Origin of the sequence: Streptomyces sp. NBC_00667, assembly GCF_036226825.1 — a bacterium.
GTDB lineage: Bacteria > Actinomycetota > Actinomycetes > Streptomycetales > Streptomycetaceae > Streptomyces.
Window position 1 is genome coordinate 5,835,777 of the sequence record NZ_CP109022.1, and the last position, 22,468, is coordinate 5,858,244.

The following is a 22,468-nucleotide window of genomic DNA, read 5'->3' on the forward strand; positions in this document are numbered from 1 at the left end:
TGCGTCGTCCTCTGGTGTGGGGGTGCTGTGACGGGTCGGGGCTGAGGGGGCGGCCGTCGTCAGACCGGGAGGGCCCAGGTCTGGTCGATCCGGTGGTCACCGCAGGCGGCGAGCCGGAGCCGCTCGGCGGGGGCGTCCGGGGCGGTCGTCGCGGCGGGGGCGGTCAGGCACAGCCCGCTCACGGTGTCGGTCAGGGTGCCGCTGCGGTCGTGCTCCCAGCTCTGCCCCGGCTGACCGGGCGCACAGCGGGCCAGCTCCACCAGGCCGCCGTCGCCCGCCGACAGGCAGGCGCCGGCCAGCCGCAGTGTCTGCCCGTTGCCGAGGCTCCACCGCTGGTCGGGGGCGCCGGTGCAGGCCGCCATGACGACGGCTCCGGCCGCGGTCGTGTTGGCCCCGTCGGCGCACCTGGCGCCGGCTCCGGCGATCTGCCCGGTCGGCACCGCCCCGGCGCAGCCGCGCGGAGTGAGCCGCCAGACGCCGGTGTCGTGGGCGGCCACCCTTCCGGTCAATGAACCGCCGACCAGGCGGCGCTGACCGCTCCACAGGTCCTTGGCGTCGGCGGTGCACCCGGGCAGGCCGACCTCCCCGAGCGGCACGTTGATGTCGCGGGCGGCGCCCGAGCGGTTGAGGACGGCCACTGCGCGGTCGCCGTTCGCCAGCGGCCGCACCAGGATGTCGAAGGTGGGGTTCGAGGAGACGACGGCCCCCTGACGGCCCATCGGGTCCTGGTCGAGTGCGATCAGATCGGTGTTGCCGAGGGCGGCGAGCCCGGCCGGGCTCAGCTGGGAGACCTGCGAGGAGAGGATGAAGGGGGCCGCCATCATGGCCCACAGGCCGACCTGGCTGCGGCTCTCGGCCGCGCTCAGCCCGGGTGCGCCCGCGATCAGGAAGTCCGGGTCGTTCCAGTTGCCGGGACCCGCGTACCGGCCGAGCCAGCGGTTGTAGCCGTAGTTGCCGAGGACCGAACTCCAGCGGGAGGTGTTGGGCGCCTTCGGGTTGTAGACCTTGATGTCCCGTCCCTCGCGCCACAGCTGGCCGGTCTCGCCGACCCAGTGGAGCACCTTGTGCCAGTCCGATCCGCCCCATTCGCCCTGCTGGAAGTAGGCGGGCGCGGACGCGGACAGCACCATGTCCCGGCCGCTGTCGCGCAGGGCCCCGGCGACTGCGTGGTAGGCGTCGTGGTAGGCCCGTTCCTTCGTGGCACCGGGCGGCACCTGCAGGTTGCAGCCGTCCATCTTGACGTAGTCCACGTTCCAGGACGCGAACAGCCGGGCGTCGCGGGCGTAGTGGTCCGCGCCGCCGCCCGCGGGGGCGCCGCTGCCGGGGTAGCCCTCGCAGGTGAGGGAGCCGGCGTCCTGGTAGATGCCGAACCGCAGCCCTTTGGCGTGCAGGTAGTCGCCGAGCCATGCCATGCCGTGCGGGAACTTGCGGGTGTCGGTGACCAGATCGCCGTCCGCGTCGCGGGACTTCGTCATCCAGCAGTCGTCGACGGTCACCGTGTCGTAGCCCTTGGCGGCGAGCCCGGTGGACACGAGCGCGTCGGCGTTCGCGACCACCTTGGCCTCGTTGATGTCGCACATGTAGTGCGCCCAGTTGTTCCAGCCCATCGGCGGGGTCAGTGCGAGCGGGGTGTCGGAGGTGGTGGTGGGCCCGGCGGCCGCGGGCCCGGCGGCCGCGGGCGCGGCGCCGAGGGCGAGGGCGAGCAGGGCGGCCGCGGTCAGACAGGGGAGCGACGCACGCGGGCGAGGCGGCACGGGATCTCCTTGAGTGGGGGAGGTACCGACGGGCTGTCGAGCGCTCAGTGCAGCGGTGCGACTACACGCTGTCAACGGCGTCGGGGGCTTTCGTCCCGATCACCAGCAATATGGGCGCAGTCGCGTCACACGTTAGAGGCGGCGGAAGGATGTGTGGCGCCGTATGTGACGTTGTCTGTTACGGTGTATCCATGCCGCGCAGATCAGCCGCCCTCGACCGCGCCACGCCCGGGGCGATCGCCGAAGCCGCCTTGTCGATCCTGGACGAGGAAGGCCCCGGCACCCTGAGTTTCCGCGCCCTCGCCGACCGGCTCGACGTCTCGCACGCCACCGTCCAGCGGCGCTGCGTCGACCTTGCCGGACTGCTGGACCTCTGCACCGAGCACCTGGCCGCCCGACTGCCCGAGATTCCGCCCACCACCGACTGGGCCGAGGCCACCGAGCTGCGCTTCGGCGCCCTCTACCGGCTGCTCGTCGCACACCCGGGGCTGCTCGTGCTGCGCGGCGGCCGGCCCTGGCTCGGCCGCCAGCTGCTGGCCCGGCTCGTCGAACCGGCCCTCGCCGACAGCGTCGCCGCCGGCATGGGCGCCGCCGAGGCGATGACCGTCTACCGCCGGATGTACCTGCTCACCCTCGGCAGCGCCGCATTCGTGGACCACCGCGACCCGGCGGGAGCCACGGCCGCCTCGCGCGCCGCGCTGGCAGCCCTGGACCCCGCCGAGTTCCCGGTGCTCTCCGCCGGGATCACCGACGTGCTGCCCGCCCTGACCGACCACGAGGTGTATTACGGCGCCCTGCGCCAACTCATCGAAGCGGCCCGTCCCGACGCCTCCTGAAAGGGGCCGACGCCCATGGAACAGCAGCTCGACTACGCCGCCGTACGCGCCGCCGCCGACCGGATAGCCGGGGTGACCCGGCCCGCCGCAGTGGTGGCCGCCGGTGACGGCGTCTTCTACGCGCTGGAGTACCTCCAGCACACCGGCTCCTTCAAGGCCCGCGGCGCCCACAACTTCCTCGCCGCCCACCGCGCCGCCGGCACCCTCCCGCCCGCCGGCGTCACCATCGCCTCCGGGGGCAACGCCGGCCTCGCCTGCGCCTGGGCGGCGCGCGCCCAGGCCGTGCCCGCCACCGTGTTCCTGCCCGCCAACGCGCCCCGGGTCAAGGTGGAACGGCTGCGCGGCTACGGGGCCGACGTACGCCTCGTCGGTGACCGCTACGGCGAAGCCCTCGCCGCGTGCCGGGAGTTCGCGGCCGACAGTGGCGCCCTGAGCAGTCACGCCTACGACCATCCGCTGATCGCGGCGGGCGCCGGAACCCTGCTCGACGAGGTCCGGGCCGCTCTGCCCGGCCTGGACACGGTCGTCGTGGCGGTCGGTGGGGGAGGGCTGTTCGCGGGTGTGGCCACCGCCGCCCGCGAACACGGCGTGCGGGTCGTCGCCGCCGAACCGGAGCACTGCCGGGCGCTCAACGCGGCGCTGGAGGCGGGCCGGCCGGTCGACGTGCCGGTGGACTCCGTGGCCGCCGACTCGCTCGGGGCGCCCCGGGTCTCGGCCGACGCGCTGGCCGCGGCCCGGTACGAGGGCGTCGACTCGGTGCTCGTGCCGGACGCGGACATCACGGCCGCCCGCCGCGGGCTGTGGGAGGGCCACCGGATCGTGGTCGAGCCCGGCGCCGCAACGGCCCTGGCGGCGCTCGGCCGCATCCGGCGGGCGCCGGGAGCGCGGGTCGCCGTGGTCCTCTGCGGCGCCAACACCGACCCGGCCGACCTTTCGCCGGCCGCAGGGTAAAGCGCATTAGTGCGGGATCCGGATCCCCGGTGGGGAGACGTCCACAAGGAGCCAACATCCGGCGGGAAAGCGCATGCGTCATGGAATGGGCACACCGGCCGGAGAGTTGCTGACTAAAGCGCATTAGTCCAGGTGGCCGCGGTATTGACGAAAAGGCCTGCCTCTGCCTGGAGCCGACCGGGGGAACGGGGGACCCGCCGCGGCCCGGCCAGTGCCTCCCCGGCCACGTTGACGGGCCCCGGGATCCGGGCGAGCGTGGTCACCGCTCTCCGGCAGCGCTGCCGGAATCCCCCCTGGAGGCCGCGACGATGCCCCGTTCCCCCCTGACGCGCACGGTCCTCGCCGCCCTCGCGGCGGGCACCTTCTTGTCGACCGCCGCATGCGGGGTCAGCGGCGGCCCGGGAGAAGCACACGAAGCGGTAAGGACCGGGAAGGTGGCCGGCGACATCACCTTCCGCACCCTCCAGCTGAAACCGGTGTTCACCACCTACGTCCGGGAAGTCATCGACGCCTTCGAGCGGAAATACCCCGACGTGAAGGTGAAGTGGGAGGACGTGCCGGGCGACGGCTACAACGAGAAGCTCGTCGCCGACGCCCAGGCCGGCGCCCTGCCTGACGTCGTCAACCTCTCCACCGACTCCTTCCAGCTCCTCGGCGACCGCGGCATGCTCGCCGACGTCGCCGTACTCGACCCGCAGATCGCCCGGGAGTACGTCCCCGGAGCCTGGGAGCAGTTCAAACTGCCCGGCAAGGGCGACAGCGTGTACGCCTACCCCTGGTACGTGACGCCCGAGATCCTCACGTACAACACCGACCTCTTCCGGGAGGCCGGACTGGACCCCGCCATGCCACCGGCCGGCCTGGAGCAGTTCTTCGACTACGCCGAGCAGATCGCCGCACGGTCCGGCGGCCGGTACTCCGCCTTCATGGCCGACCCCAAGGGACGGCTCCCCGGGGACTGGCAGAAGATGGGCGTCCCGATCCTGAACGGCGCGAAGGACGCCTTCACCTTCGACACCCCCAAGGCCGTCGCGTGGGTCGAGCGGATGACATCCCTTTACGCCAAGGGCGCCATGCCCAAGGAATCCCTCCTCAAGTCCGATGACATCAACCAGCTCTACGGCGCGGGCAAACTCGTGTTCGGCCCCGGCTCACCGGGCTTCGTCAAGGACATCAAGCAGAACGCCCCCCAGGTCTACGCCACCACCCGGGTCGCGGGCGCCGTCACCGGGCAGCTCGGCCACATCGGCATCTACGCCCAGTCGCTCGGCATCCGCAAGGACACACCGCACCCGGACGCGGCGGCGGAATTCGCCAAGTGGGTCACCAACGGCCCCAACCAGGTCGCCTTCTCAAAGAAGGCCACCATCTACCCGTCCAACGCCCAGGGCCTGGCGGACCCGTACTTCTCCGACAGGGGCGACGGCACGGACGCCGAGACGCTGGCCCGGGCGGTGGGCGCCGAGGAGCTGAGGAGCGCCCAGCTCGACGCGAACACCCCCGTCCAGTGGACCAGCCAGGTAGGCGACGCGGTCGTCCGCGAGGTACAGAAGGCCATCAAGGGTGAGCAGGACGCCAGGACGGCGGTGAGGAAGGCGCAGGAGGAGGCGAACAGGCTGCTCGCCGGCGCGGCGCGGAAATGACGGCGGCGCCCGGCCCGGCCGCAGCCGCGGGCCCTCACCCGCCGCGCGGGCCCGCGCGCTGGGCCCCCTACCTCTTCCTCGCCCCCGGGCTGCTGCTCGTGCTCGTGTTCGGCATCTGGCCGTTCCTCAACACGGTGATCCTCTCCTTCACGGACGCCCGGATCCTGCGCGGGGGCCACTTCACCGGCCTCGCCAACTACCGCCGCGCCTTCGCCGATCGCGACTTCTGGCTCGCGACCGGCAACAGCGTCCTGTACCTGCTGGTCGTCGTGCCCTGCCTGGTCCTGCTCCCACTGGCCCTGGCCGTCCTCGTGCGTACGAAGATCCCCGGCATCGGGTTCTTCCGTTCGGCCTTCTACACCCCGGTGATCGCCTCGGCGGTGGTCGTCGGCCTGATGTGGCAGTGGGTGCTGCGCAGCGACGGCCTGCTCAACACCGTCTTCCGCGGGCTCCACGCCGTCTCGGAGCCGGTCCCGTTCCTGACGGACAGCACGATGCTGCTGGTCTCCGCCATGATCGTGACGGTGTGGAAGGGCCTCGGCTACTACATGGTCTTCTACCTGGCGGCCCTCGGGAACGTCTCCGTCTCCCTCTACGAGGCCGCCGCCCTCGACGGCGCGGGCGCCGTCCGGCGGTTCTTCAGCGTCACCGTCCCCCAGGTCAAACCGATGATGCTCCTCGTGGGCACGCTCTCGGCGATCTCCGCGCTGCGGGTGTTCACCGAGGTCTACATCCTGGGCGGCGAGAGCGGCGGCCCGGGCGGGGGAGCCCGCACCCTGCCCTTCCTGATCCGTCAGGTCGGCCTCGGGTTCGCCGGCGAGACCGGCTACGCCTCCGCCGTCTCCCTCCTGCTGTTCCTCCTGACGCTGGTGTTCAGCCTGCTGGGCCGCCGCCTTTCGAGAGGGGACGAGGGGTGAGCACACGAGCCGCGGCCCGGGCCGGGGAGGCTGCGGACCGACGCGCGGGGCGCCGGCGCCGCCGGGCCGCACTGGCCGGCCGGTACGCGACCTTGACCCTGGTGCTGGTCGTCATGCTCGGGCCGATCGTCTGGCAGTTCCTGACCTCGCTGCGCGGCCGGACGGAGAACGTGTACGACGGCGTCCTGCCGTCCCGGCCCACCCTCGACAACTACGTCCGCGTCGCCCAGTCGTTCCCACTCGTGCAGTACGCCGGCAATACGCTGGTGGTGGCGGCCCTCGCCGTCACCTCGAACGTCGTCTTCGGCTCGATGGCGGGCTACGCGCTCTCCCGCACCGGCTGGAAGGGCCGCAGGAGCGTGTTCACCGTGCTGGTGGCGACCCTGATGTTCCCCTTCGAGTCCGTCATGATCTCGATGTTCCTCACCGTGCGCGGGATGGGGCTGGTCGACACGCTCGTCGGGGTGTGGCTGCCGGGCGCCGTCTCCGTCCTCAACATCATGGTCATGCGGGCGGCCTTCCTCGCCGTCCCCCGGGAGATCGAGGAGGCCGCACTGCTGGACGGGGCGGGCGAGTGGACCCGGTTCACCCGGGTGTTCCTGCCGTCCGCCAAGGGCGCCCTGGCCGTCGTGTGCATCACCAGTTTCATGGGCGCCTGGGACGACTTCCTGTGGCCCCTGCTGGTCCTGACCGACAGCGAGCACTACACCCTTCAACTCGGGTTGAAGACCCTGGCCGGCGCCACCACCGTCAACGACCAGCGGATCATCGCCGCAGGCGCGATGGCCGCGCTGATCCCGATGATGCTCCTCTTCTTCGCCCTCCAGCGCTTCTTCTTCAAGGGCGTGGGCGAGGGAGCCGTCAAGTTCTGAGCCACCGCCCGTCACCCGCCGCCCTTCCCCCTCCTGGAGCAGCCGTCATGCACGACGACCGCAGCGTTGCCGAACACCGCCTCCGCCGGGTCCTCAAGGAGCGCGTCGCACCCGCCGTCCACTCCCGCTCGCTCCCGCTGACCGTCGAGCGCTGGGACGCGCCGGACGAGCCCGTCCCGGTGGCGCAGGCGCTGGCGGCCCGCTACGAGCCCTGCCAGGCCGGGGACCCGTGGGGTCCGGCCTGGAACACCACCTGGTTCAAGGTCACCGGCACCGTCCCGGCCGACTGGGCGGGCCGCACCGTCGAAGCCGTCCTCGACCTCGGCTTCGACCGCATGATGCCGGGCTTCCAGTGCGAGGGCCTGGTCCACGGGCCGGACGGCTGCGAGCTCAAGGCGCTCAACCCGTACAACGACTGGGTGCGCGTCGCCGACCGTGCCGAGGGCGGCGAGCGGATCGAGTGGTACGTCGAAGCCGCCGCCAACCCCGTCCTGGTCGAGCACCGGCCCACCTACGAGGGGGACCGGCAGACCAGCGGGGACCGGCCGCTCTACCGCCTCGCCCGCATGGACCTCACCGTCTTCGAGAGCGAGGTGTGGGAACTCGTACAGGACCTCGACGTCCTCTACGCCCTGATGACACAGCTCGACGAGGGCGACGCCCGGCGGTACGAGGTCCTGCGCGCCCTGGACGCCTCGCTGGACGCCCTGGACCTCGAAGACGTTCCCGGAACGGCCGCCGCCGCCCGGGCCCGGCTGGCCGGGGTGCTCGCCGCCCCCGCCCACGCCTGCGCGCACCGGATCAGCGCGGTCGGCCACGCGCACATCGACTCCGCGTGGCTGTGGCCGCTGCGCGAGACGGTCCGCAAGGTGGCGCGGACGACGTCGAACATGGTGAACCTGATGGACGAGCACCCGGAGTTCGTCTTCGCCATGTCGCAGGCCCAGCAGCTCGACTGGATCAAGACCCACCGGCCCGAACTCTTCGGGCGGATCAAGAAGAAGATCGCCGACGGGCAGTTCGTGCCGGTGGGCGGCATGTGGGTGGAGTCCGACACCAACATGGTGGGCGGCGAGGCGATGGTCCGCCAGTTCCTCTACGGCAAGAAGTTCTTCCTGGACGAGTTCGGAATCGAGACCCGCAACGTCTGGCTGCCCGACTCCTTCGGCTACACCGCCGCCCTGCCGCAGATCGTCAAGCTCTCCGGCTCCACCTGGTTCCTGACCCAGAAGATCTCCTGGTCGCAGGTCAACGCGTTCCCCCACCACACCTTCTGGTGGGAGGGCATCGACGGCACGCGCGTCTTCACGCACTTCCCGCCCGTCGACACCTACAACAGCGACCTCGGCGGCGCCCAACTGGCCCACGCCGCCCGCAACTACCGGGAGAAGGGACGCGGCTCGCGTTCCCTGGTGCCCTTCGGCTGGGGTGACGGCGGTGGCGGCCCCACCCGGGAGCACCTGGCGAGGGCGAGGCGCCAGCGGGACCTGGAGGGCGCGCCGCGCGTGGAGATCGAACGGCCCGACGCCTTCTTCGAGAAGGCCCACGCGGAGTACCCCGACGCGCCCGTCTGGGCCGGAGAGCTGTACCTGGAACTGCACCGGGGCACCTACACCTCGCAGGCCAAGACCAAGCAGGGCAACCGTCGGTCCGAATCCCTTCTGCGCGAGGCCGAGTTGTGGGCGGCGACCGCCGCCGTGCGGGTGGCGGGGTACGCGTACCCGTACGAGGAGCTGGAGCGGATCTGGAAGACCGTGCTGCTCCACCAGTTCCACGACATCCTGCCCGGCTCCTCCATCGCCTGGGTGCACCGCGAGGCACGCGGGACGTACGCCCGCGTACGGGAGGAGCTCGGCGCGATCACCCTGGCCGCGCAGCGCGCACTGGCGGGCGAGGGGACACGGGAACTGGTCTTCAACTGCGCCCCGCACACCCGGCGCGGTGTCCCGGCCGGCGGGGCCGGGACACCGGAGCCGGCCGGGGCGCCCGTCACCGTCGGGGAGCGGGCGGGCGGCGGGTACGTGCTCGGCAACGGGCGGCTGCGGGTGGAGGTCGACGGGCGCGGGCTGATCGTGTCCGCGTACGACCTGGAGGCCGGCCGGGAAACCGTCGCGCCGGGCGCCGCCGCCAACCTGCTGCAGATCCACCCCGACTTCCCGAACATGTGGGACGCCTGGGACCTCGACGCCTCCTACCGCCACCGGGTCACCGACCTGGTGGAGCTGGACGCACTGGAAGCGGCCGGAGCCGGGAGGGATTCGGCGACGGTCCGGGTGGTGCGCTCCTTCGGTTCGTCCGGCGTGGTGCAGTCCATCGGGCTGCGGGCGGGCGCCAAGACGGTCGACATCCGCACCGAGGTGGACTGGTACGAGACGGAGAAGATCCTCAAGGCGGCCTTCCCGCTCGACGTGAAGGCCGACCGCTCCGCCGCCGAGATCCAGTTCGGGCACGTGTACCGGGCCACCCACACGAACACCTCGTGGGAGGCGGCCAAGTTCGAGATCTGCGCCCACCGTTGGATCCACGCCGAGGAACCCGGCTGGGGCGCCGCCGTCCTCAACGACTCCACGTACGGCCACGACGTGACCCGGGACGTGCGCCCCGACGGCGGGCAGACCACCACCATCCGGCTCTCGCTGCTGCGCGCCCCGCGCTACCCCGACCCGGAGACCGACCAGGGCACCCACACCGTGGCCTTCTCGCTCGCGCCCGGCGCGTCGATCGCCGACGCCGTACGCGAGGGGCACGCGCTGAACCTGCCGGAGCGGGTGGTGTCCGGGGAGGGTCCGGTGGCGCCGCTGGTGGCGGTGGACGACGACGCGGTGGTGGTGGAGGCGGTCAAGCTGGCCGAGGACCGCAGCGGGGACGTCGTCGTCCGGCTGTACGAGTCCTTGGGCGGGCGGGCCACGGCCACCCTGACGGCGGACTTCGCGCCGAGGGGGGCCACCGAGTGCGACCTGCTGGAGCGGCCCCTGCCGCGCACCGCGCTCGGCGCCCTCACGCCCGGCGGCGCGCTCCCGCTGACCCTGCGCCCGTTCCAGCTCGTCACGGTCCGCCTGCACCGGGCCTGAGCCCCGGTTCGTCCGGGCCGCCCGCCCGCAGGCCCGGCCGCCCCGTCCCGCCCGAGCGCGTGAACTGCGCCACAGGGCCGGGCGGGCCGGGGCGCCGGGCCCGGTAATACCGGGGGTCCGGGGCCCCGACCGGTTATGCACCTAGTTGCAAAACACTGCGCCCCTCGCTAGAACAGGTCCATCACCCCCGCGCGAGGAGGCACACCCCCCATGACCCGGTACCCGCACCTGCTGAGCCCCCTGGACCTCGGCTTCACCACGCTGCCGAACCGCGTGATCATGGGATCGATGCACACCGGCCTCGAAGAGCACGAGGGCGGTTTCGAGCGCCTCGCCGCCTTCTACGCCGAGCGCGCCCGCGGCGGCGCCGGCCTGATCGTCACCGGTGGCATCGCCCCCAACGACGCCGGCCGCCCCTTCGAGGGCGGATCCCGCCTCACCACCGAGGACGAGGCCGCCGAGCACCGGGTGATCACCGACGCGGTGCACGCCGAAGGCGGGAAGATCGCGATGCAGATCCTCCACTTCGGCCGCTACGCCTACCACAAGGACCTGGTCGCCCCCTCCGCCCTCCAGGCCCCCATCAGCCCGTTCGTCCCCAACGAGCTCAGCGACACCGAGGTCGAGCGGACCGTCGAGGACTTCGTCCGCGCCGCCCGCCTCGCCAAGCTGGCCGGCTACGACGGCGTCGAGATCATGGGCTCCGAGGGCTACCTGATCAACGAGTTCATCGCCGCCGCCACCAACCGGCGCACCGACCGCTGGGGCGGGGCGTACGAGAACCGCGTCCGCTTCCCGCTGGAGATCGTGCGGCGCACCCGCGAGGCCGTGGGCGAGGAGTTCATCCTCATCTACCGCCTGTCGATGCTCGACCTGATCCCCGGCGGATCCACCCTGGAAGAGGTCGTCTCCCTCGCCAAGGAGATCGAGGCGGCCGGCGCCACGATCATCAACACCGGCATCGGCTGGCACGAGGCCCGCATCCCCACGATCGCCACCTCCGTCCCGCGAGGCGCCTACACCTGGGTCACCAAGCGGATCATGGGCGCGGTGTCCGTCCCCCTCGTCACCAGCAACCGCATCAACACCCCGGAGATCGCCGAGGAACTGCTGGCCGACGGCCGCGCCGACCTGGTGTCGATGGCCCGCCCGTTCCTCGCCGACGCGGACTTCGTGAGCAAGGCGCGCGCCGGCGCCCCCGAGACCATCAACACGTGCATCGGCTGCAACCAGGCCTGCCTCGACCACACCTTCAGCGGCAAGATCACCAGTTGCCTGGTCAACCCCCGCGCCTGCCACGAGACCGAACTCGTCCTGTCGCCCACGCAGTTGAAGAAGCGCGTCGCCATCGTCGGAGCCGGCCCCGCCGGTCTCGCCTGCGCCGTCTCCGCCGCCGAACGCGGCCACGCCGTCACCCTCTTCGAGGCCTCCGGGCACATCGGCGGCCAGCTCGACATAGCCCGCCGCATCCCCGGCAAGGAGGAGTTCGAGGAGACCATCCGCTACTACGGCAACCAGCTCGTCGAGCGGGGCGTGGAGGTGCGCCTCGACACCCGTGCCGACGTCGAGACCCTCCAGGGCTTCGACGAGGTCGTCGTCGCCACCGGCGTCACCCCCCGCACCCCCGACATCGAGGGCGTCGACCACCCGAACGTGGTGACCTACCTCGACGTCCTGCGCGACGGTGCCCCGGTGGGCGAGCGCGTCGCCGTCGTCGGCGCCGGCGGCATCGGCTTCGACGTGGCCGAGTTCCTCACGGACAGCGGCGAGGGCGCCTCCCAGGACCCGGCCGTCTACTTCCGCCACTGGGGCGTCGACACCGCCTACACCGGCCCTGGCGGGCTCGTCGCGCCCGAGCGTCCCGCGCCGCCGCGCCGCGTCCACCTGCTCCAGCGCAAGACCACCAAGGTCGGCGCCGGCCTCGGCACCACCACCGGCTGGATCCACCGCGCCGAGCTCAAGCACCGGGGCGTCGTCTCGGTGGCCGGGGCGACGTACGACCGGATCGACGACGAGGGCCTGCACATCACCGTCGACGGCGAGCAGCGCCTGGTCCCCGCCGACACCGTCGTCCTGTGCACGGGGCAGGAGCCGCGCCGTGACCTGTACGAGGCGCTGCGCGCGGCCGGTGTCGACGCCCACCTGATCGGCGGCGCCGACGTGGCCGCCGAACTGGACGCCAAGCGGGCCATCCGGCAGGGCACGGAGCTCGCGGCGCGCCTGTGAACCGGTAGGGAAAAGGGTGTTGTGGCGGCCCCGCTCGGGCCGCCACAATCCCCTGATGACCTTCACACCGGCAGACGCGGAACAGATCCTCGCCGAGAACTTCGCCCCCTGGGTGCTCGCTCTCGGCCTCACCGTCGAGGAGACCGGCGAGCGGGACGCCGTCCTGCGGCTGCCGTGGTCCGAGGCGCTGGCCCGCGACGGCGGCGGGCTCTCGGGCCAGGCCCTGATGGCCGCTGCCGACACCGCCACCGTCATCGCCGTCTCCGGCGCCCGCGGCGGGTACGGGCCGATGACCACCGTCCAGCAGTCCACGAGCTTCCAGCGGCCCGTGACCGGCGCCGATGTGCTGATCCACGTACGGATCACCAAGCTCGGCAAGCGGATGGCCTTCGCCGACATCACCATGACCCCCGAGGGCTCGCCCGAACCGGCCGCGACGGCCTCCACGGTCTACGCCCTCCTCGGTTGAGGCCGCTCTCCCGCAACCGGGACTTCAACGTCTTCTGGCTCGGGCAGGCCCTGTCCGTCCTCGGCGGCTCCGCCTCCGCGGTGGCGCTGCCGCTGCTGGTACTGACCGCGACGGGTTCCGTCTTCCGGATGGGCCTCGTCACGGTGGTCTGCGCCGCCACCTCGGTGGTGACCGCAACCTTCGCCGGCTACGTGGTCGACCGGGTGGACCGCCGTCGGTTGATGATCGTCTGCGATCTGGCGCGGGCCCTGCTGCTGGGGGCGGTGCCCTTCCTGTGGCTCGCCGGGCCCCGCATCTGGCTGCTGTTCCTGCTGACCGCGCCGGTCGGCGTGTTGCAGGGCCTCTTCGACGTGGCCTACGTGACGGCGGTGCCGAGCCTGGTGCCGCCCGAGGACCTGGTACGGGCCAACGGGCGGCTGATGGGAACCTTCGCCCTGGGGACCCTGCTCGGGCCGGTGATCGCCGGGGTCGTCACGGGCGGGGTGGGCGCGGCCTGGGCCCTGGGGCTGGACGGCGCGACGTTCCTGGTGTCCGCCGTCAGCCTGTTGTGGGTCCGGTTCACCCCACGGCCCGACGAGGAGCAGGAGCGGCGGCCCGGACCGGGCGGAGCCGGAATGCTGCGCGAGGTGTTCGCGGCCGGCTTCCGGTTCCTGTGGGCGCACCCGCTGCTGCGTCCGCTGACCGTCCTGCTCACGCTGCTGACCTTCGTCACCGTCGGCGCGACCGACCTGTTGATCTACCGGGTCGGGCACGATCTGCACCAGGGCTCCGCCACCCTCGGCTACGTGATGGCGACGAGCGGTCTGGGCACGCTCGTCGGCGCCGTCACCGCCGGAGCCCTGCGGGGCAGGCTCGGATTCGGGGTCTGCTGGCTGGGCTCGGTCGCCGCGACGGCGGTGGGGTTCGCCGGGATGGGCGTCAGCCGCAGTGTCCCGGTCGTCGCGGTACTGGCCGCCCTGTTCATGTTCGGGCTGACCGTGGGCGGTGTCTGTTCCATGACCCTGCGCCAGGAGGTCACTCCTCCTCACCTGTTGGGCCGGGTCACCTCCGCCTTCTGGACCGTGCACAACGCCTCGGGCCCGGCCGGGGCCGCCGCGCTCACCGCACTGGCCGCGCGACACGGGGTCCCCGCCGTCAGCCTGGCCGGCGGGGCGTTCTGTCTGCTGCTCGTGGGCGCGGGAGTGCTCACCCCGTTGCGGGGCTCCGGAGCCGCCACCGCCCCCGCCGCCGCGCCCCCGCCGGTCAGCCGGCTGCGGCGGCCACTGCGGGGCCCACACCGGTGAGGCGCTCCGCCTCGGCCCAGAGCCGGGCGTTGGCGGCGGGATCCAGGGAGCGCCGGGTGATGCGGGACTCACCGGCCGGGCCGACGAGGCCGAACATCCGGGTCGGGCCGTAGTAGCCCCCGGCGCTCGCCTGCGGGCTCGTGGCGGCGTACAGCAGCGGTTCCGTGCCCGGTCCGACCTCCTGCTTCGGGAGGAAGTCCACCGAGCTGACGAGGCCGTGGAGCCGCGAGGGCCTGCCCCGGCCGAGGCTGGCACCGGCGGTCTGGAGGTTCGTCTTCGTGTAACCGGGATGGGCGGCGGTGCTGAGCAGCGGCCACTTCTGCCCCTCGGCGAGGACGGCCAGATGGCGGGCCAGCACGAGGTCGGCCAGCTTGGACTGGGCGTAGGCGAGCATCGGGACGTAACGCCGCCGCTCCCACTGGAGGTCGGTGAAGTCGATCTTGCCGAAGTTGGCGGTGGCGCTGCTCATCGTCGTCACGCGCGGGGCGGGCGCCGCGAGGAGGGCCGGCAACAGCCGCACCGTCAGTGCCAGCGGGCCGAGGAAGTTGCTGCCGAACTGGAGCTCGAAGCCGTCGGCGGTGGTCATCCGGGTCGGGGGCGCCATCACCCCGGCGTTGTTCACCAGCAGGTCGAGCGGGACGCCGTCGGCGAGGAACGCGTCGGCGAAGTCGGCGACCGAGGCGAGGTCGGCCAGGTCGATCCGGCGCACCTCCACCCGGGCGTGCGGGTGCCGGGCCAGGATCTCCGCGGCGGCCTGCTCTCCCTTGGCGGGCGTACGCACCGCGAGCACGACGCGCGCACCCGCCTCGGCGAGCCGGCGGGCGGCCTCCTTGCCCGTACCGCTGTTGGAGCCGGTGACGACGGCGAGCTTTCCGGACTGGTCGGGAACGGCGTACATGGCGTACTCCTCGGGGAAGCGCGATAACAGACCGCTGGTCTGATGTTGCCCCGAAGCTAGCAGACCGCTGGTCTGATAACAACAGACCGCAGGTCTGTACGCTGGTGGCGTGACCCTGCCTACGAAGTTCCAGCGCGCCCGCAGCGAGGAGCAGCGCGCCGCCCGCCGCCAGGCGATCCTGGACACCGCGGCCGCCATGCTGACGCAGATGCCGGTCGCCCAGCTGACGCTGAACGAGCTCGCGCGCAGGGTCTGCCTCGCCAAGTCGAACGTGCTGCGCTACTTCGAGTCCCGCGAGGCCGTCCTGCTGCAACTGCTCGACGACGCCTCCCACGAGCTCGTCGTCCACCTCGACGGCGCGCTCGCCCGGGCGGTGGACGACGCCCCCGCGCCCGAGCGGGCCGACCGGATCGCGGCCTGCCTCGCGCAGGCCCTCGTCGCCCGCCCGGTGCTGTGCGACCTGATCAGCGCCCAGGCCGCCGTGCTGGAGCGCAACGTCTCCCCTCAGGTCGCCGCCGCCTACAAGCGGGCCGCCATGGCCCACGCCACCGCCCTGGCCGGCCGGATCACCCATCACCTTCCGGAGCTGGGGGAGCAGGACGCCTTCCGTTTCGTCCTGTCCGCGACCATGATCAGCGGCGCGGTCTGGGCCCACGCCCACCCCTCCGCCGCCATGCTGGCGGCCTACGAAGCCGACCCGTCGCTGGCCGCGCTGTGCGTCGACTTCGCCCCCACGCTGCGCGGGACGCTGGAGGTCCTGCTGTCGGGACTGCTGGCCCGGGCCCGCAACTCCCGACCGGCCTGAGGCCTCCCGTACACACGCGAACGCCCCCGCGCCGTTCGAGGCGTCGGGGGCGTCCCGCCGGTACCGCGCGTGCGGAGGCGGGGCAGGGTCGGAACTGGGGCGGGGAAGGGTCAGAACAGGAACGGCGACGGCAGCGACGGCCGCGGCGAGGCCGCGCGCCGTTCGGCCGAGCCCGGCGCGCTACGGCAGGTCACGTCCCGCGCGGGCAGCCGGCCCGTGGTGAGGTACGCGCCGACCGGCGCGTTGACGCACGAGGCGGGATCGACCAGGTACACGCCGTGGCCCTCGCCCCCCTCCGCCAGCACCATCCGCGAGCCGCCCAGCGCGCGGTGCAGGCCCTGGCCGCTGACCAGGGGGGTCTGTGAGTCCCACTCGTTCTGCACGGTCAGGACCGGGGCGCCGGTCCTCATCGGGGTGGCGGCCTCGATCGGCCTCGACCAGAAGGCACACGGCTTGATCCCGGACGTGAAGTCCCCGTAGAGCGGGTACCGCGCCTTGTCCAGGACCGTCTCCCGCTCGTACTGCTCGGGATAGCGCGGCCACTCCGTGTCCCCGCACACGACGGCCAGCATCGCGGCGGTGCCGTTGTCGGAGGCCGGCCCGGAAGCGGGAGCCAGCAGTTCCCGCTGCGCCGGTGAAAGCGTCGCCGGCTTGCCGTCGGCCGCGTCCTTGAGCGCCTTGACGGCGGGGGCCGCCTGGGCGGGGTAGAAGAACAGCGCCCGTCGCGCCCGGATGTCATCACCCGTCAGTTTCATGCCGTCGAGGGGGATCGGGTCCTTGTCGGCGCGGGCCACCAGCGCCCAGAACGTCTGCGACACCGCCTGCGGGGTATCGCCGAGCCCGTACTCCGCCGAACGCTGCGCGGTCCACTGCGTCCAGCGCGCGAAAGCCGGCTCCGCCTCGCTCGCCCACACCTGGAACATGCCGCGCCAGATCCGCTGCGGGTCCACGCCGCTGTCCAGTACGAAGCGGTCCGTGCGGGCCGGGAACATCTGCGTGTACACCGCGCCCAGGTAGGTACCGTAGGAGTAGCCCAGGTACGAGATCTTCCGCTCGCCCAGTGCCGAGCGGATCGCGTCCATGTCCCGTGCGGTGTTGCGGGTGGTGATGAAGGGCAGCACCGCCCCCGCCTTCTCACGGCACTTGTCGGCCACGGTCCGCGCCCAGGCCACGTCGGAGGGGAAGTTCTCCGGCCGGTAGGGCCGCAGGATGTTCTCCTCCTCCGGTCGCAGTCCGCAGCTGACCGGACTGCTGGCGCCGACTCCGCGCGGGTCGAATCCGATCAGGTCGTACTGTTCCCGGACGTCCTTGGGCATCTGCTCGTTCGCCTGGAGCGGCAGGTCGAGTCCCGGGCCGCCCGGACCGCCCGGATTCAGCAGCATCACGCCGTGCCGCTTCGCCGGGTTCTCGCTCTTCATCCGGGATATCGCGAGCTCGATGGTGCGCCCCGAGGGGCGCCGGTAGTCCAGCGGGACCTTGACGGACGCGCATTCGTACGACGCCGGCTGGTCCGGGCTGCACCGGTGCCATGCGGGCCGCTGCGCGACGAACTCGGCGGCCGGGGCGGCGGACGCCGGGGGCGCGGTCAGCAGGGGGACGGCGGTGGCGACGAGGCCGGCTGCGGCGAGCAGCGGGGTGAGGCGGTTCCTGCGCACAGGGAAGCCGTTCCTTTCGGAGGGGCGACGGTTCCCGTTAACCCTGTGGCACCCGGGCCGGGGGCGGATCCTCCCCGAGTGCTGATCGGCCTCGTCCCCGCGAATGATGGCAATTCCGGACAACTGGCCGACACGCCATGGAGTTTGACCGGCCACTCGGCACAGGCCGAACGCGGCACCGTACCAGCCGTACGAGGTGTTGCCCGGATCTTTGTCCGTTCGTGATGGTCCTTCCGAACGGGTGCCCCGACTGGCGCTAGCGTCCCTTGGCACCCAGGGAGCGCGGGTGCACACGGCGTCGCTGCCGGACACTCCGGCCACGCCGCCCCTCCCTGCCCACGCAGCAAGGAGGCACAGTGCTGTCATTCCGCCGGTCGAACGTCGCCGCCATGTCGGTCGCCTCGCGGCACGTGATGGGGACGCTCATCGTCATCGGCGCCCTCGCGTTCACGCTGGTCGCGCTGCTGGTCCCCGTGCAGAAGTTCGGCGGCACCACGGCCTCGGCCGCCACCGCCCCGTCCCCCGACGACGACGGCGCCGGCACGCTGAGCACCGCCTTCGGGCCGCTGACGCCCCAGGACCGGGACTTCGTCCGCAAAGTGCGGCTCGCCGGGCTGTGGGAACTTCCCGCAGGACGGCAGGCGCAACAGCGGGCCACGCGCCCCGCCGTCCGCACCGCCGGCGAACACCTCATCGAAGGCCACACCGCTCTCGACCGCCACGTCCGGGACGTGGGCCAGGCCCTCGGCATGGAGTTGCCCGACCGGCCCAGCGCCCAGCAACAGGGCTGGCTCGACCAGCTCGACAGGGCCCAGGGCAACGAGTACGAGCGCCTGTTCGTCCAGCTGCTGCGCCGGGCGCACGGCAAGGTGTTCACCCTGGTCGCCCAGATCCGCGCGCAGACGCGCAACTCGATGGTGCGGGACCTGGCCACGGACGCCAACAACACCGTCCTGGACCACATCTCGGTCCTCGAAGCCAGCGGCCTCGTCGATTTCGACGGGCTGGCGGACGTCTCGCCCGCCCCTTCCACCGTTCCCCGACCGACGAAGTGAAGTGATCGCATGAGCCCAAAAGGCCACAAACGCCGACTGAGGCCGTCCCACAAGGCCTTCGCCCTCGTGTCCGCCCTCGTCCTGGGCGGCGGCGGAGTCGTGATCGTCGAACAGGCGGCCTCCGCGGGACAGGACTCCGCGCGCTCGGCGCCGGTGACCGCCACCATCGACTGTCCCGACGTGGGCGACCGGCTCCGCGAGGTGCCGGAGCCCGTACGGGCGGAAGTCGACCAGAACCTGGCGCAGTTGGACACCCAGATAGCCGACTCCTACCAGCGCCTCGCCACCGGCCGCGCCCAGGGTGACGCCCTGCTCGGCGAGTTGAAGGACAAGCGGCAGAAGACGATCACCGGCATGGCCGACGCCATCGGCCGGTCCGCCGCCCGCCCGCAGGGGCTGGAGGCGCTCAGCGGCTGTTCGATGAAGCAGGCGCCGGCCGCCGACGCCGGCGATGCCGCCGCCGAGGCGGGCGCTCCCGCCGACGCACAGGGCCTCGCCAAGAGCAAGGCCGGCGGCCCGGCCCGTTCCGACTTCGTCGTCATCGGCACGGTGAAGCCCAACGTGCGCACCCCCGCCCCCCAGGCGAGGGCGTCGAAGGGGTCCTTCTCCGTCCAGTGCGGACGCAACGAGAACCGCCACCTCAACCCGGACAACGTGATCGTGGCGCCGGGCGTGGGCAACGGCGCGCACCACATGCACGACTACGTCGGCAACAAGACCACGGACGGGTTCTCCACCAACAACAGCCTCGCGGCGTCCGGCACCACCTGCACGAACGGGGACCAGTCCACCTACTACTGGCCGGTGCTGCGGCTGCGCGACGGCCGGGCGGAGAAGGACGCGAAGGCGCCGGGCGGCGGCCAGGACGCCAACGTCGGCACCATCCTCCAGCCGAAGCAGGTGACGATCGACTACAAGGGCAGTGCCACGGGACCGGTCACCGCGATGCCGCGCTTCCTGCGGATCATCACCGGTGACGCGAAGGCCCTCACCAACGGCACGGCCAACGCGAACGCCTCCTGGAGCTGCACCGGGTTCGAGAACCGCCAGTTGAAGGACAAGTACCCGGTCTGCCCGAAGGGCAGTGACGTCGTACGGACCTTCAACTTCCAGAGCTGCTGGGACGGGAAGAACGCCGACAGCGCCAACCACCGCACCCACGTGGCCTTCGCCCGCCGCGACGGCTCCTGCCCGTCCGGGTTCAAGGCCATCCCGCAGCTCGTGCAGCGGATCACCTACGCGGTGCCGCCCGGTGCGCGGTTCGCCGTGGACAGCTTCCCCGAACAGCTGCACAAGCCGGTGACCGACCACGGCGACTTCATCAACGTCATGTCGGACGGGCTGATGGCCGGTGCCGTGCGCTGCATCAACGGCGGGCGGGCCTGCCGCTGAAACCCTCGGGGCGACGCCCCCTCCCACTCCCCGCGTCGCCCCGAGAGCGGTGCCGGTCCGAAGCCGACTTCGGACCGGCACCGCGCCGTGCCGTCGCCCCTGCGGCGGCCGGCACCGACACGAACGAGGAGCGATCGTCATGTCCGGCTCCCACGGCCCCACGGCGCGCGCGCTGTCCGACGACTGCGCGCTGCCCGACGACGCTGCACGGCCCGACGACGCTGCACGGCCCGGCGACGTCGCACGGCCCGAGGGCGGGGCAGCGGCCGATGACGGCGCGCCGCCGATCGGCGGGGCGACGCCGAGCGACCGGGAACTCATCCGGCGGCTCAGACGCTCGTACGCTCGCGGCGCCGCGGACGCCGACGTCTGCGACCTGCTGTACCGGCGCCACCGGGCTGCCCTGCTGGCCTGCGCGCGCGGTTGCTGCCGTGCCCCGCAGGACGCCGAAGACCTCGTCTCGGAGGCCTTCGTCCGTACCCTCCAGGCCGTCCGTTCCGGCGCCGGGCCGCGGGAGCACTGGCGCCCGTACCTGCTGGCGGTGGTCCGTCACACCGCCGTCGAATGGCGGGCGGGAGACGGCCGGACCGTCCTGACCCCGGACGTCGAAGCCTGGTGCCACCCGGGCCCCTGCGGCGAGGACCCGCAGCAGCGGCTGCTGTCGGAGGAGGAGCGCCGACTGGCCGCCCGCTCCTTCCACTCCCTGCCCCGGCGCTGGAAGGCCGTCCTGTGGCACACGCTCGTCGAGGACGACTGCCCCCACCAGATGCCGGTGCTGTTCGGGATCACCCCCAGCGCCGTGACCTCGCTCGCCTTCCGCGCCCGCGAGGGGCTGCGCGAGGCCTATCTGTGCGCCCACCTCGGTGCGGCCGCGGTCGGCGACGAGCGGTGCCGGCCGTACGCGCCGCTGCTCGGCTCGGCCGTCCGGCGCCGGGCCGCACCCCGGGGCGCGGGGCTCCGCCGGCATCTGGCGGGATGCCGTTCCTGCTCCCGGGCGTACGAGGAACTGCGCGACCTCAACGCGGCCCTGGCCGCACACGCGTCCGGCCCCGGGCCCTCCCCGCGTTGACGAGGAGGGAACCGGGGCCGGACGGCGGGATCTACAGCCCGTTGACCCGGGCCATGCGGCCCGCCCCCAGCGGAGGCCGGAACTCGGCGGTCACGACACGGGCCCGGCGGCTCACCCGTGAGTGCTGGCGCCGTACTTGCGCCATCAGACGGCGGGTGCGCAGGGCCATCTCCAGTTCGAAGCGGGTCCGCGGGTCACGCAGGCCCGTTCCGAAGAGCTTCTCCAGCTGGCGCATGCGGTAGCGCACCGTCTGGGGGTGCACGCTCAGCGCCTTGGCGGCCTCCGGCGCACCGCCCCCCTCCAGCCAGGCCAGCAGGGTCACTTCCAGCCGTTCGCTCTGGCGCGGGGTCAAGTCCGCCAGCGGCCGCAGCCACCGCGCGGCCAGCGCGTGGGCCAGGGGTTCGTCCTGGAGCAGCAGCAGGGTCGAGAGGTGGTCGTCCACGAAGACGGCGCGGGCCTCGGTGCCGGGCCGGGCCGGCGTCAGGTTGAGCAGGCGCAGCGCCCAGCGCAGCGAGGAGGCGGTGTCCCGCAGGGCGACGGGGTGCCCGACGGCGGCGAACCGCCCGCGCAGCGCGCATTCCAAGGGCCCGCGGGCTTCCGGATCGGGGGCGGGGACCAGCAGGCACGGCTGCCCGCCGACCATGCCGGTGAGGGCGTCGTCCAGTACGCCCGCCAGCTGCTGCATCTCCCCCGGAGTGGCCGGGGCGACGGCGCGTACGGTGGCCGGCAGGGGCCATCCGGCCGTGGCGGCCAGTTCCGAGAGGGCAATTTCAGACATGGGCATGTCACCTGTAAGGCCGGTGAAGAGCTCCCGCCGAGCGCGTTCGGCAGCGGTGACGGCCGCCTCGGGGGAACGCTGCGAGGGAATGGCCTTGAGGGGCACCAGCTGCCCGCTCTCGGAAGGTTCCCGTTCGGGCCGCGCGGCGGTTCCCGACCGCTCGCCCTCAGGGTGACAGGAAGGCTCCCGGTACCCGAGAGCGGTGAGCAGCGCCGTCTCCACCCGCTGTCTGACCACCTCTTCGTCGGAGTCGGCGATCAGCTCGCGGAATCCGGGGATGCTCTCCTGGAGCTCCTCCACGATCCCTGCGGCCAGCGCGGGCAGTTCCCTTCGCAGGACCCGGGTCCATTCGCCGCGCGGGCGGGACCAGATGCGGTTCAGCAGTTCGCACATCGTTACCTCGTTCGTGCCGGGGTATGGCCTGCCCCGTGGGAGGGTGACAGGCCTGTCGGGGCCGCCCGGCTCCCCGCCGGCGTCAGTGCCGGCAGCGGTTCGGGCGCCTCGTACTCCCTCCAGGAGCGTGCCATCCACTTGCAGTCCCGCGACCTTGCCTGAATTTTGCCGTCGGGGAGGTGTGGCGGCGGACAAGGCGTCAACCTCGTCGCAACCGCACCACTGGAAGGGAATCTTCCGGGGATGTTCGATGCGATGACTGCGCGGGCGCCAGAAATTATCACGTTTCGATAAATCCCGTGGAGGTGCTGCGAAGCTCCACGATGCTTCTGCACTCCGGCCCCCGCTCCCCGGCCGGGCGAGGCCTCATCTCCCGCCCGCCGCTGAGCAGTTCCGACGAC

At 72.5% G+C, this 22,468-nt stretch carries 17 protein-coding genes; 13 read left to right on the plus strand and 4 right to left on the minus strand.

Annotated elements, in window-relative coordinates; genetic code table 11:
- Positions 1 to 59: 59 nt before the first annotated feature.
- On the minus strand, positions 60 to 1,754 hold the full coding sequence (locus OHA81_RS26755; protein WP_329199988.1) for a ricin-type beta-trefoil lectin domain protein: 1,695 nt from the start codon (positions 1,752 to 1,754) through the stop codon (positions 60 to 62).
- Between the two features lie 191 nt (positions 1,755 to 1,945).
- Here OHA81_RS26755 and OHA81_RS26760 point away from each other — a divergent pair, with 191 nt between their 5' ends.
- From OHA81_RS26760 to OHA81_RS26800, 9 genes are all read left to right on the plus strand, one after another.
- Positions 1,946 to 2,590: a TetR/AcrR family transcriptional regulator gene (locus OHA81_RS26760; protein ID WP_329199990.1), complete on the plus strand. Its 645-nt coding sequence runs from the start codon at positions 1,946 to 1,948 to the stop codon at positions 2,588 to 2,590.
- Between the two features lie 15 nt (positions 2,591 to 2,605).
- Positions 2,606 to 3,541: a serine/threonine dehydratase gene (locus OHA81_RS26765; protein ID WP_329199991.1), complete on the plus strand. Its 936-nt coding sequence runs from the start codon at positions 2,606 to 2,608 to the stop codon at positions 3,539 to 3,541.
- A gap of 308 nt (positions 3,542 to 3,849) precedes the next feature.
- Entirely contained in the window at positions 3,850 to 5,184 is a 1,335-nt protein-coding gene (locus OHA81_RS26770; RefSeq protein WP_329199993.1) for an ABC transporter substrate-binding protein, read from the plus strand.
- Positions 5,181 to 6,101, plus strand: a complete 921-nt coding sequence (locus OHA81_RS26775; RefSeq protein WP_329199994.1) for a carbohydrate ABC transporter permease — start codon at positions 5,181 to 5,183, stop codon at positions 6,099 to 6,101. Before OHA81_RS26770 ends, OHA81_RS26775 begins: the two co-directional genes overlap by 4 nt.
- Complete coding sequence (locus tag OHA81_RS26780) at positions 6,098 to 6,973, plus strand: carbohydrate ABC transporter permease (protein WP_329199995.1); 876 nt, start codon at positions 6,098 to 6,100, stop codon at positions 6,971 to 6,973. Before OHA81_RS26775 ends, OHA81_RS26780 begins: the two co-directional genes overlap by 4 nt.
- A 47-nt stretch (positions 6,974 to 7,020) precedes the next feature.
- Positions 7,021 to 10,044: an alpha-mannosidase gene (locus OHA81_RS26785; RefSeq protein ID WP_329199996.1), complete on the plus strand. Its 3,024-nt coding sequence runs from the start codon at positions 7,021 to 7,023 to the stop codon at positions 10,042 to 10,044.
- Positions 10,045 to 10,254: 210 nt separating this feature from the next.
- Positions 10,255 to 12,270 (plus strand): NADPH-dependent 2,4-dienoyl-CoA reductase, encoded by a 2,016-nt coding sequence (locus tag OHA81_RS26790; RefSeq protein WP_329199997.1) that lies wholly within the window; start codon positions 10,255 to 10,257, stop codon positions 12,268 to 12,270.
- A gap of 55 nt (positions 12,271 to 12,325) precedes the next feature.
- Positions 12,326 to 12,739, plus strand: coding sequence for a PaaI family thioesterase (locus tag OHA81_RS26795; RefSeq protein WP_329199998.1), 414 nt, complete (start codon positions 12,326 to 12,328; stop codon positions 12,737 to 12,739).
- On the plus strand, positions 12,736 to 14,022 hold the full coding sequence (locus OHA81_RS26800; protein WP_329199999.1) for an MFS transporter: 1,287 nt from the start codon (positions 12,736 to 12,738) through the stop codon (positions 14,020 to 14,022). Before OHA81_RS26795 ends, OHA81_RS26800 begins: the two co-directional genes overlap by 4 nt.
- Here the strand turns inward: OHA81_RS26800 and OHA81_RS26805 are convergent.
- A complete protein-coding gene (locus tag OHA81_RS26805) occupies positions 13,982 to 14,920 on the minus strand; it encodes an SDR family oxidoreductase (RefSeq protein ID WP_329200001.1) in 939 nt (312 codons plus the stop codon). The two genes, OHA81_RS26800 and OHA81_RS26805, sit on opposite strands and share 41 nt — an antisense overlap.
- Before the next feature lie 115 nt (positions 14,921 to 15,035).
- Here OHA81_RS26805 and OHA81_RS26810 point away from each other — a divergent pair, with 115 nt between their 5' ends.
- Positions 15,036 to 15,725 (plus strand): TetR/AcrR family transcriptional regulator, encoded by a 690-nt coding sequence (locus tag OHA81_RS26810; protein WP_329202564.1) that lies wholly within the window; start codon positions 15,036 to 15,038, stop codon positions 15,723 to 15,725.
- 110 nt (positions 15,726 to 15,835) lie between these two features.
- Here OHA81_RS26810 and OHA81_RS26815 read toward each other — a convergent pair whose 3' ends face one another.
- Complete coding sequence (locus tag OHA81_RS26815; protein WP_329200003.1) at positions 15,836 to 17,380, minus strand: alpha/beta hydrolase; 1,545 nt, start codon at positions 17,378 to 17,380, stop codon at positions 15,836 to 15,838.
- Positions 17,381 to 17,736: 356 nt separating this feature from the next.
- Here OHA81_RS26815 and OHA81_RS26820 point away from each other — a divergent pair, with 356 nt between their 5' ends.
- The 3 genes from OHA81_RS26820 (at position 17,737) to OHA81_RS26830 (ending at position 20,896) form a co-directional block, all read left to right on the plus strand.
- Positions 17,737 to 18,435: a DUF4142 domain-containing protein gene (locus OHA81_RS26820; RefSeq protein WP_329200005.1), complete on the plus strand. Its 699-nt coding sequence runs from the start codon at positions 17,737 to 17,739 to the stop codon at positions 18,433 to 18,435.
- A 9-nt stretch (positions 18,436 to 18,444) separates the two neighbouring features.
- On the plus strand, positions 18,445 to 19,827 hold the full coding sequence (locus OHA81_RS26825; RefSeq protein WP_329200006.1) for a DUF1996 domain-containing protein: 1,383 nt from the start codon (positions 18,445 to 18,447) through the stop codon (positions 19,825 to 19,827).
- Between the two features lie 139 nt (positions 19,828 to 19,966).
- Positions 19,967 to 20,896: an RNA polymerase sigma factor gene (locus OHA81_RS26830; RefSeq protein ID WP_329200007.1), complete on the plus strand. Its 930-nt coding sequence runs from the start codon at positions 19,967 to 19,969 to the stop codon at positions 20,894 to 20,896.
- 31 nt (positions 20,897 to 20,927) lie between these two features.
- Here the strand turns inward: OHA81_RS26830 and OHA81_RS26835 are convergent, their stop codons facing one another.
- On the minus strand, positions 20,928 to 22,067 hold the full coding sequence (locus tag OHA81_RS26835; protein WP_329200009.1) for a PucR family transcriptional regulator: 1,140 nt from the start codon (positions 22,065 to 22,067) through the stop codon (positions 20,928 to 20,930).
- Between the last annotated feature and the right edge of the window lie 401 nt (positions 22,068 to 22,468).

Bases quoted from the DNA above. Each gene is read 5' to 3' on its own strand.
- OHA81_RS26760 (WP_329199990.1), top strand. From the start codon at position 1,946: ATGCCGCGCAGATCAGCCGCCCTCGACCGCGCCACGCCCGGGGCGATC.
- OHA81_RS26765 (WP_329199991.1), top strand. From the start codon at position 2,606: ATGGAACAGCAGCTCGACTACGCCGCCGTACGCGCCGCCGCCGACCGG.
- OHA81_RS26770 (WP_329199993.1), top strand. From the start codon at position 3,850: ATGCCCCGTTCCCCCCTGACGCGCACGGTCCTCGCCGCCCTCGCGGCG.
- OHA81_RS26775 (WP_329199994.1), top strand. From the start codon at position 5,181: ATGACGGCGGCGCCCGGCCCGGCCGCAGCCGCGGGCCCTCACCCGCCG.
- OHA81_RS26785 (WP_329199996.1), top strand. From the start codon at position 7,021: ATGCACGACGACCGCAGCGTTGCCGAACACCGCCTCCGCCGGGTCCTC.
- OHA81_RS26790 (WP_329199997.1), top strand. From the start codon at position 10,255: ATGACCCGGTACCCGCACCTGCTGAGCCCCCTGGACCTCGGCTTCACC.
- OHA81_RS26795 (WP_329199998.1), top strand. From the start codon at position 12,326: ATGACCTTCACACCGGCAGACGCGGAACAGATCCTCGCCGAGAACTTC.
- OHA81_RS26805 (WP_329200001.1), bottom strand. From the start codon at position 14,920: ATGTACGCCGTTCCCGACCAGTCCGGAAAGCTCGCCGTCGTCACCGGC.
- OHA81_RS26825 (WP_329200006.1), top strand. From the start codon at position 18,445: ATGAGCCCAAAAGGCCACAAACGCCGACTGAGGCCGTCCCACAAGGCC.
- OHA81_RS26830 (WP_329200007.1), top strand. From the start codon at position 19,967: ATGTCCGGCTCCCACGGCCCCACGGCGCGCGCGCTGTCCGACGACTGC.
- OHA81_RS26835 (WP_329200009.1), bottom strand. From the start codon at position 22,067: ATGTGCGAACTGCTGAACCGCATCTGGTCCCGCCCGCGCGGCGAATGG.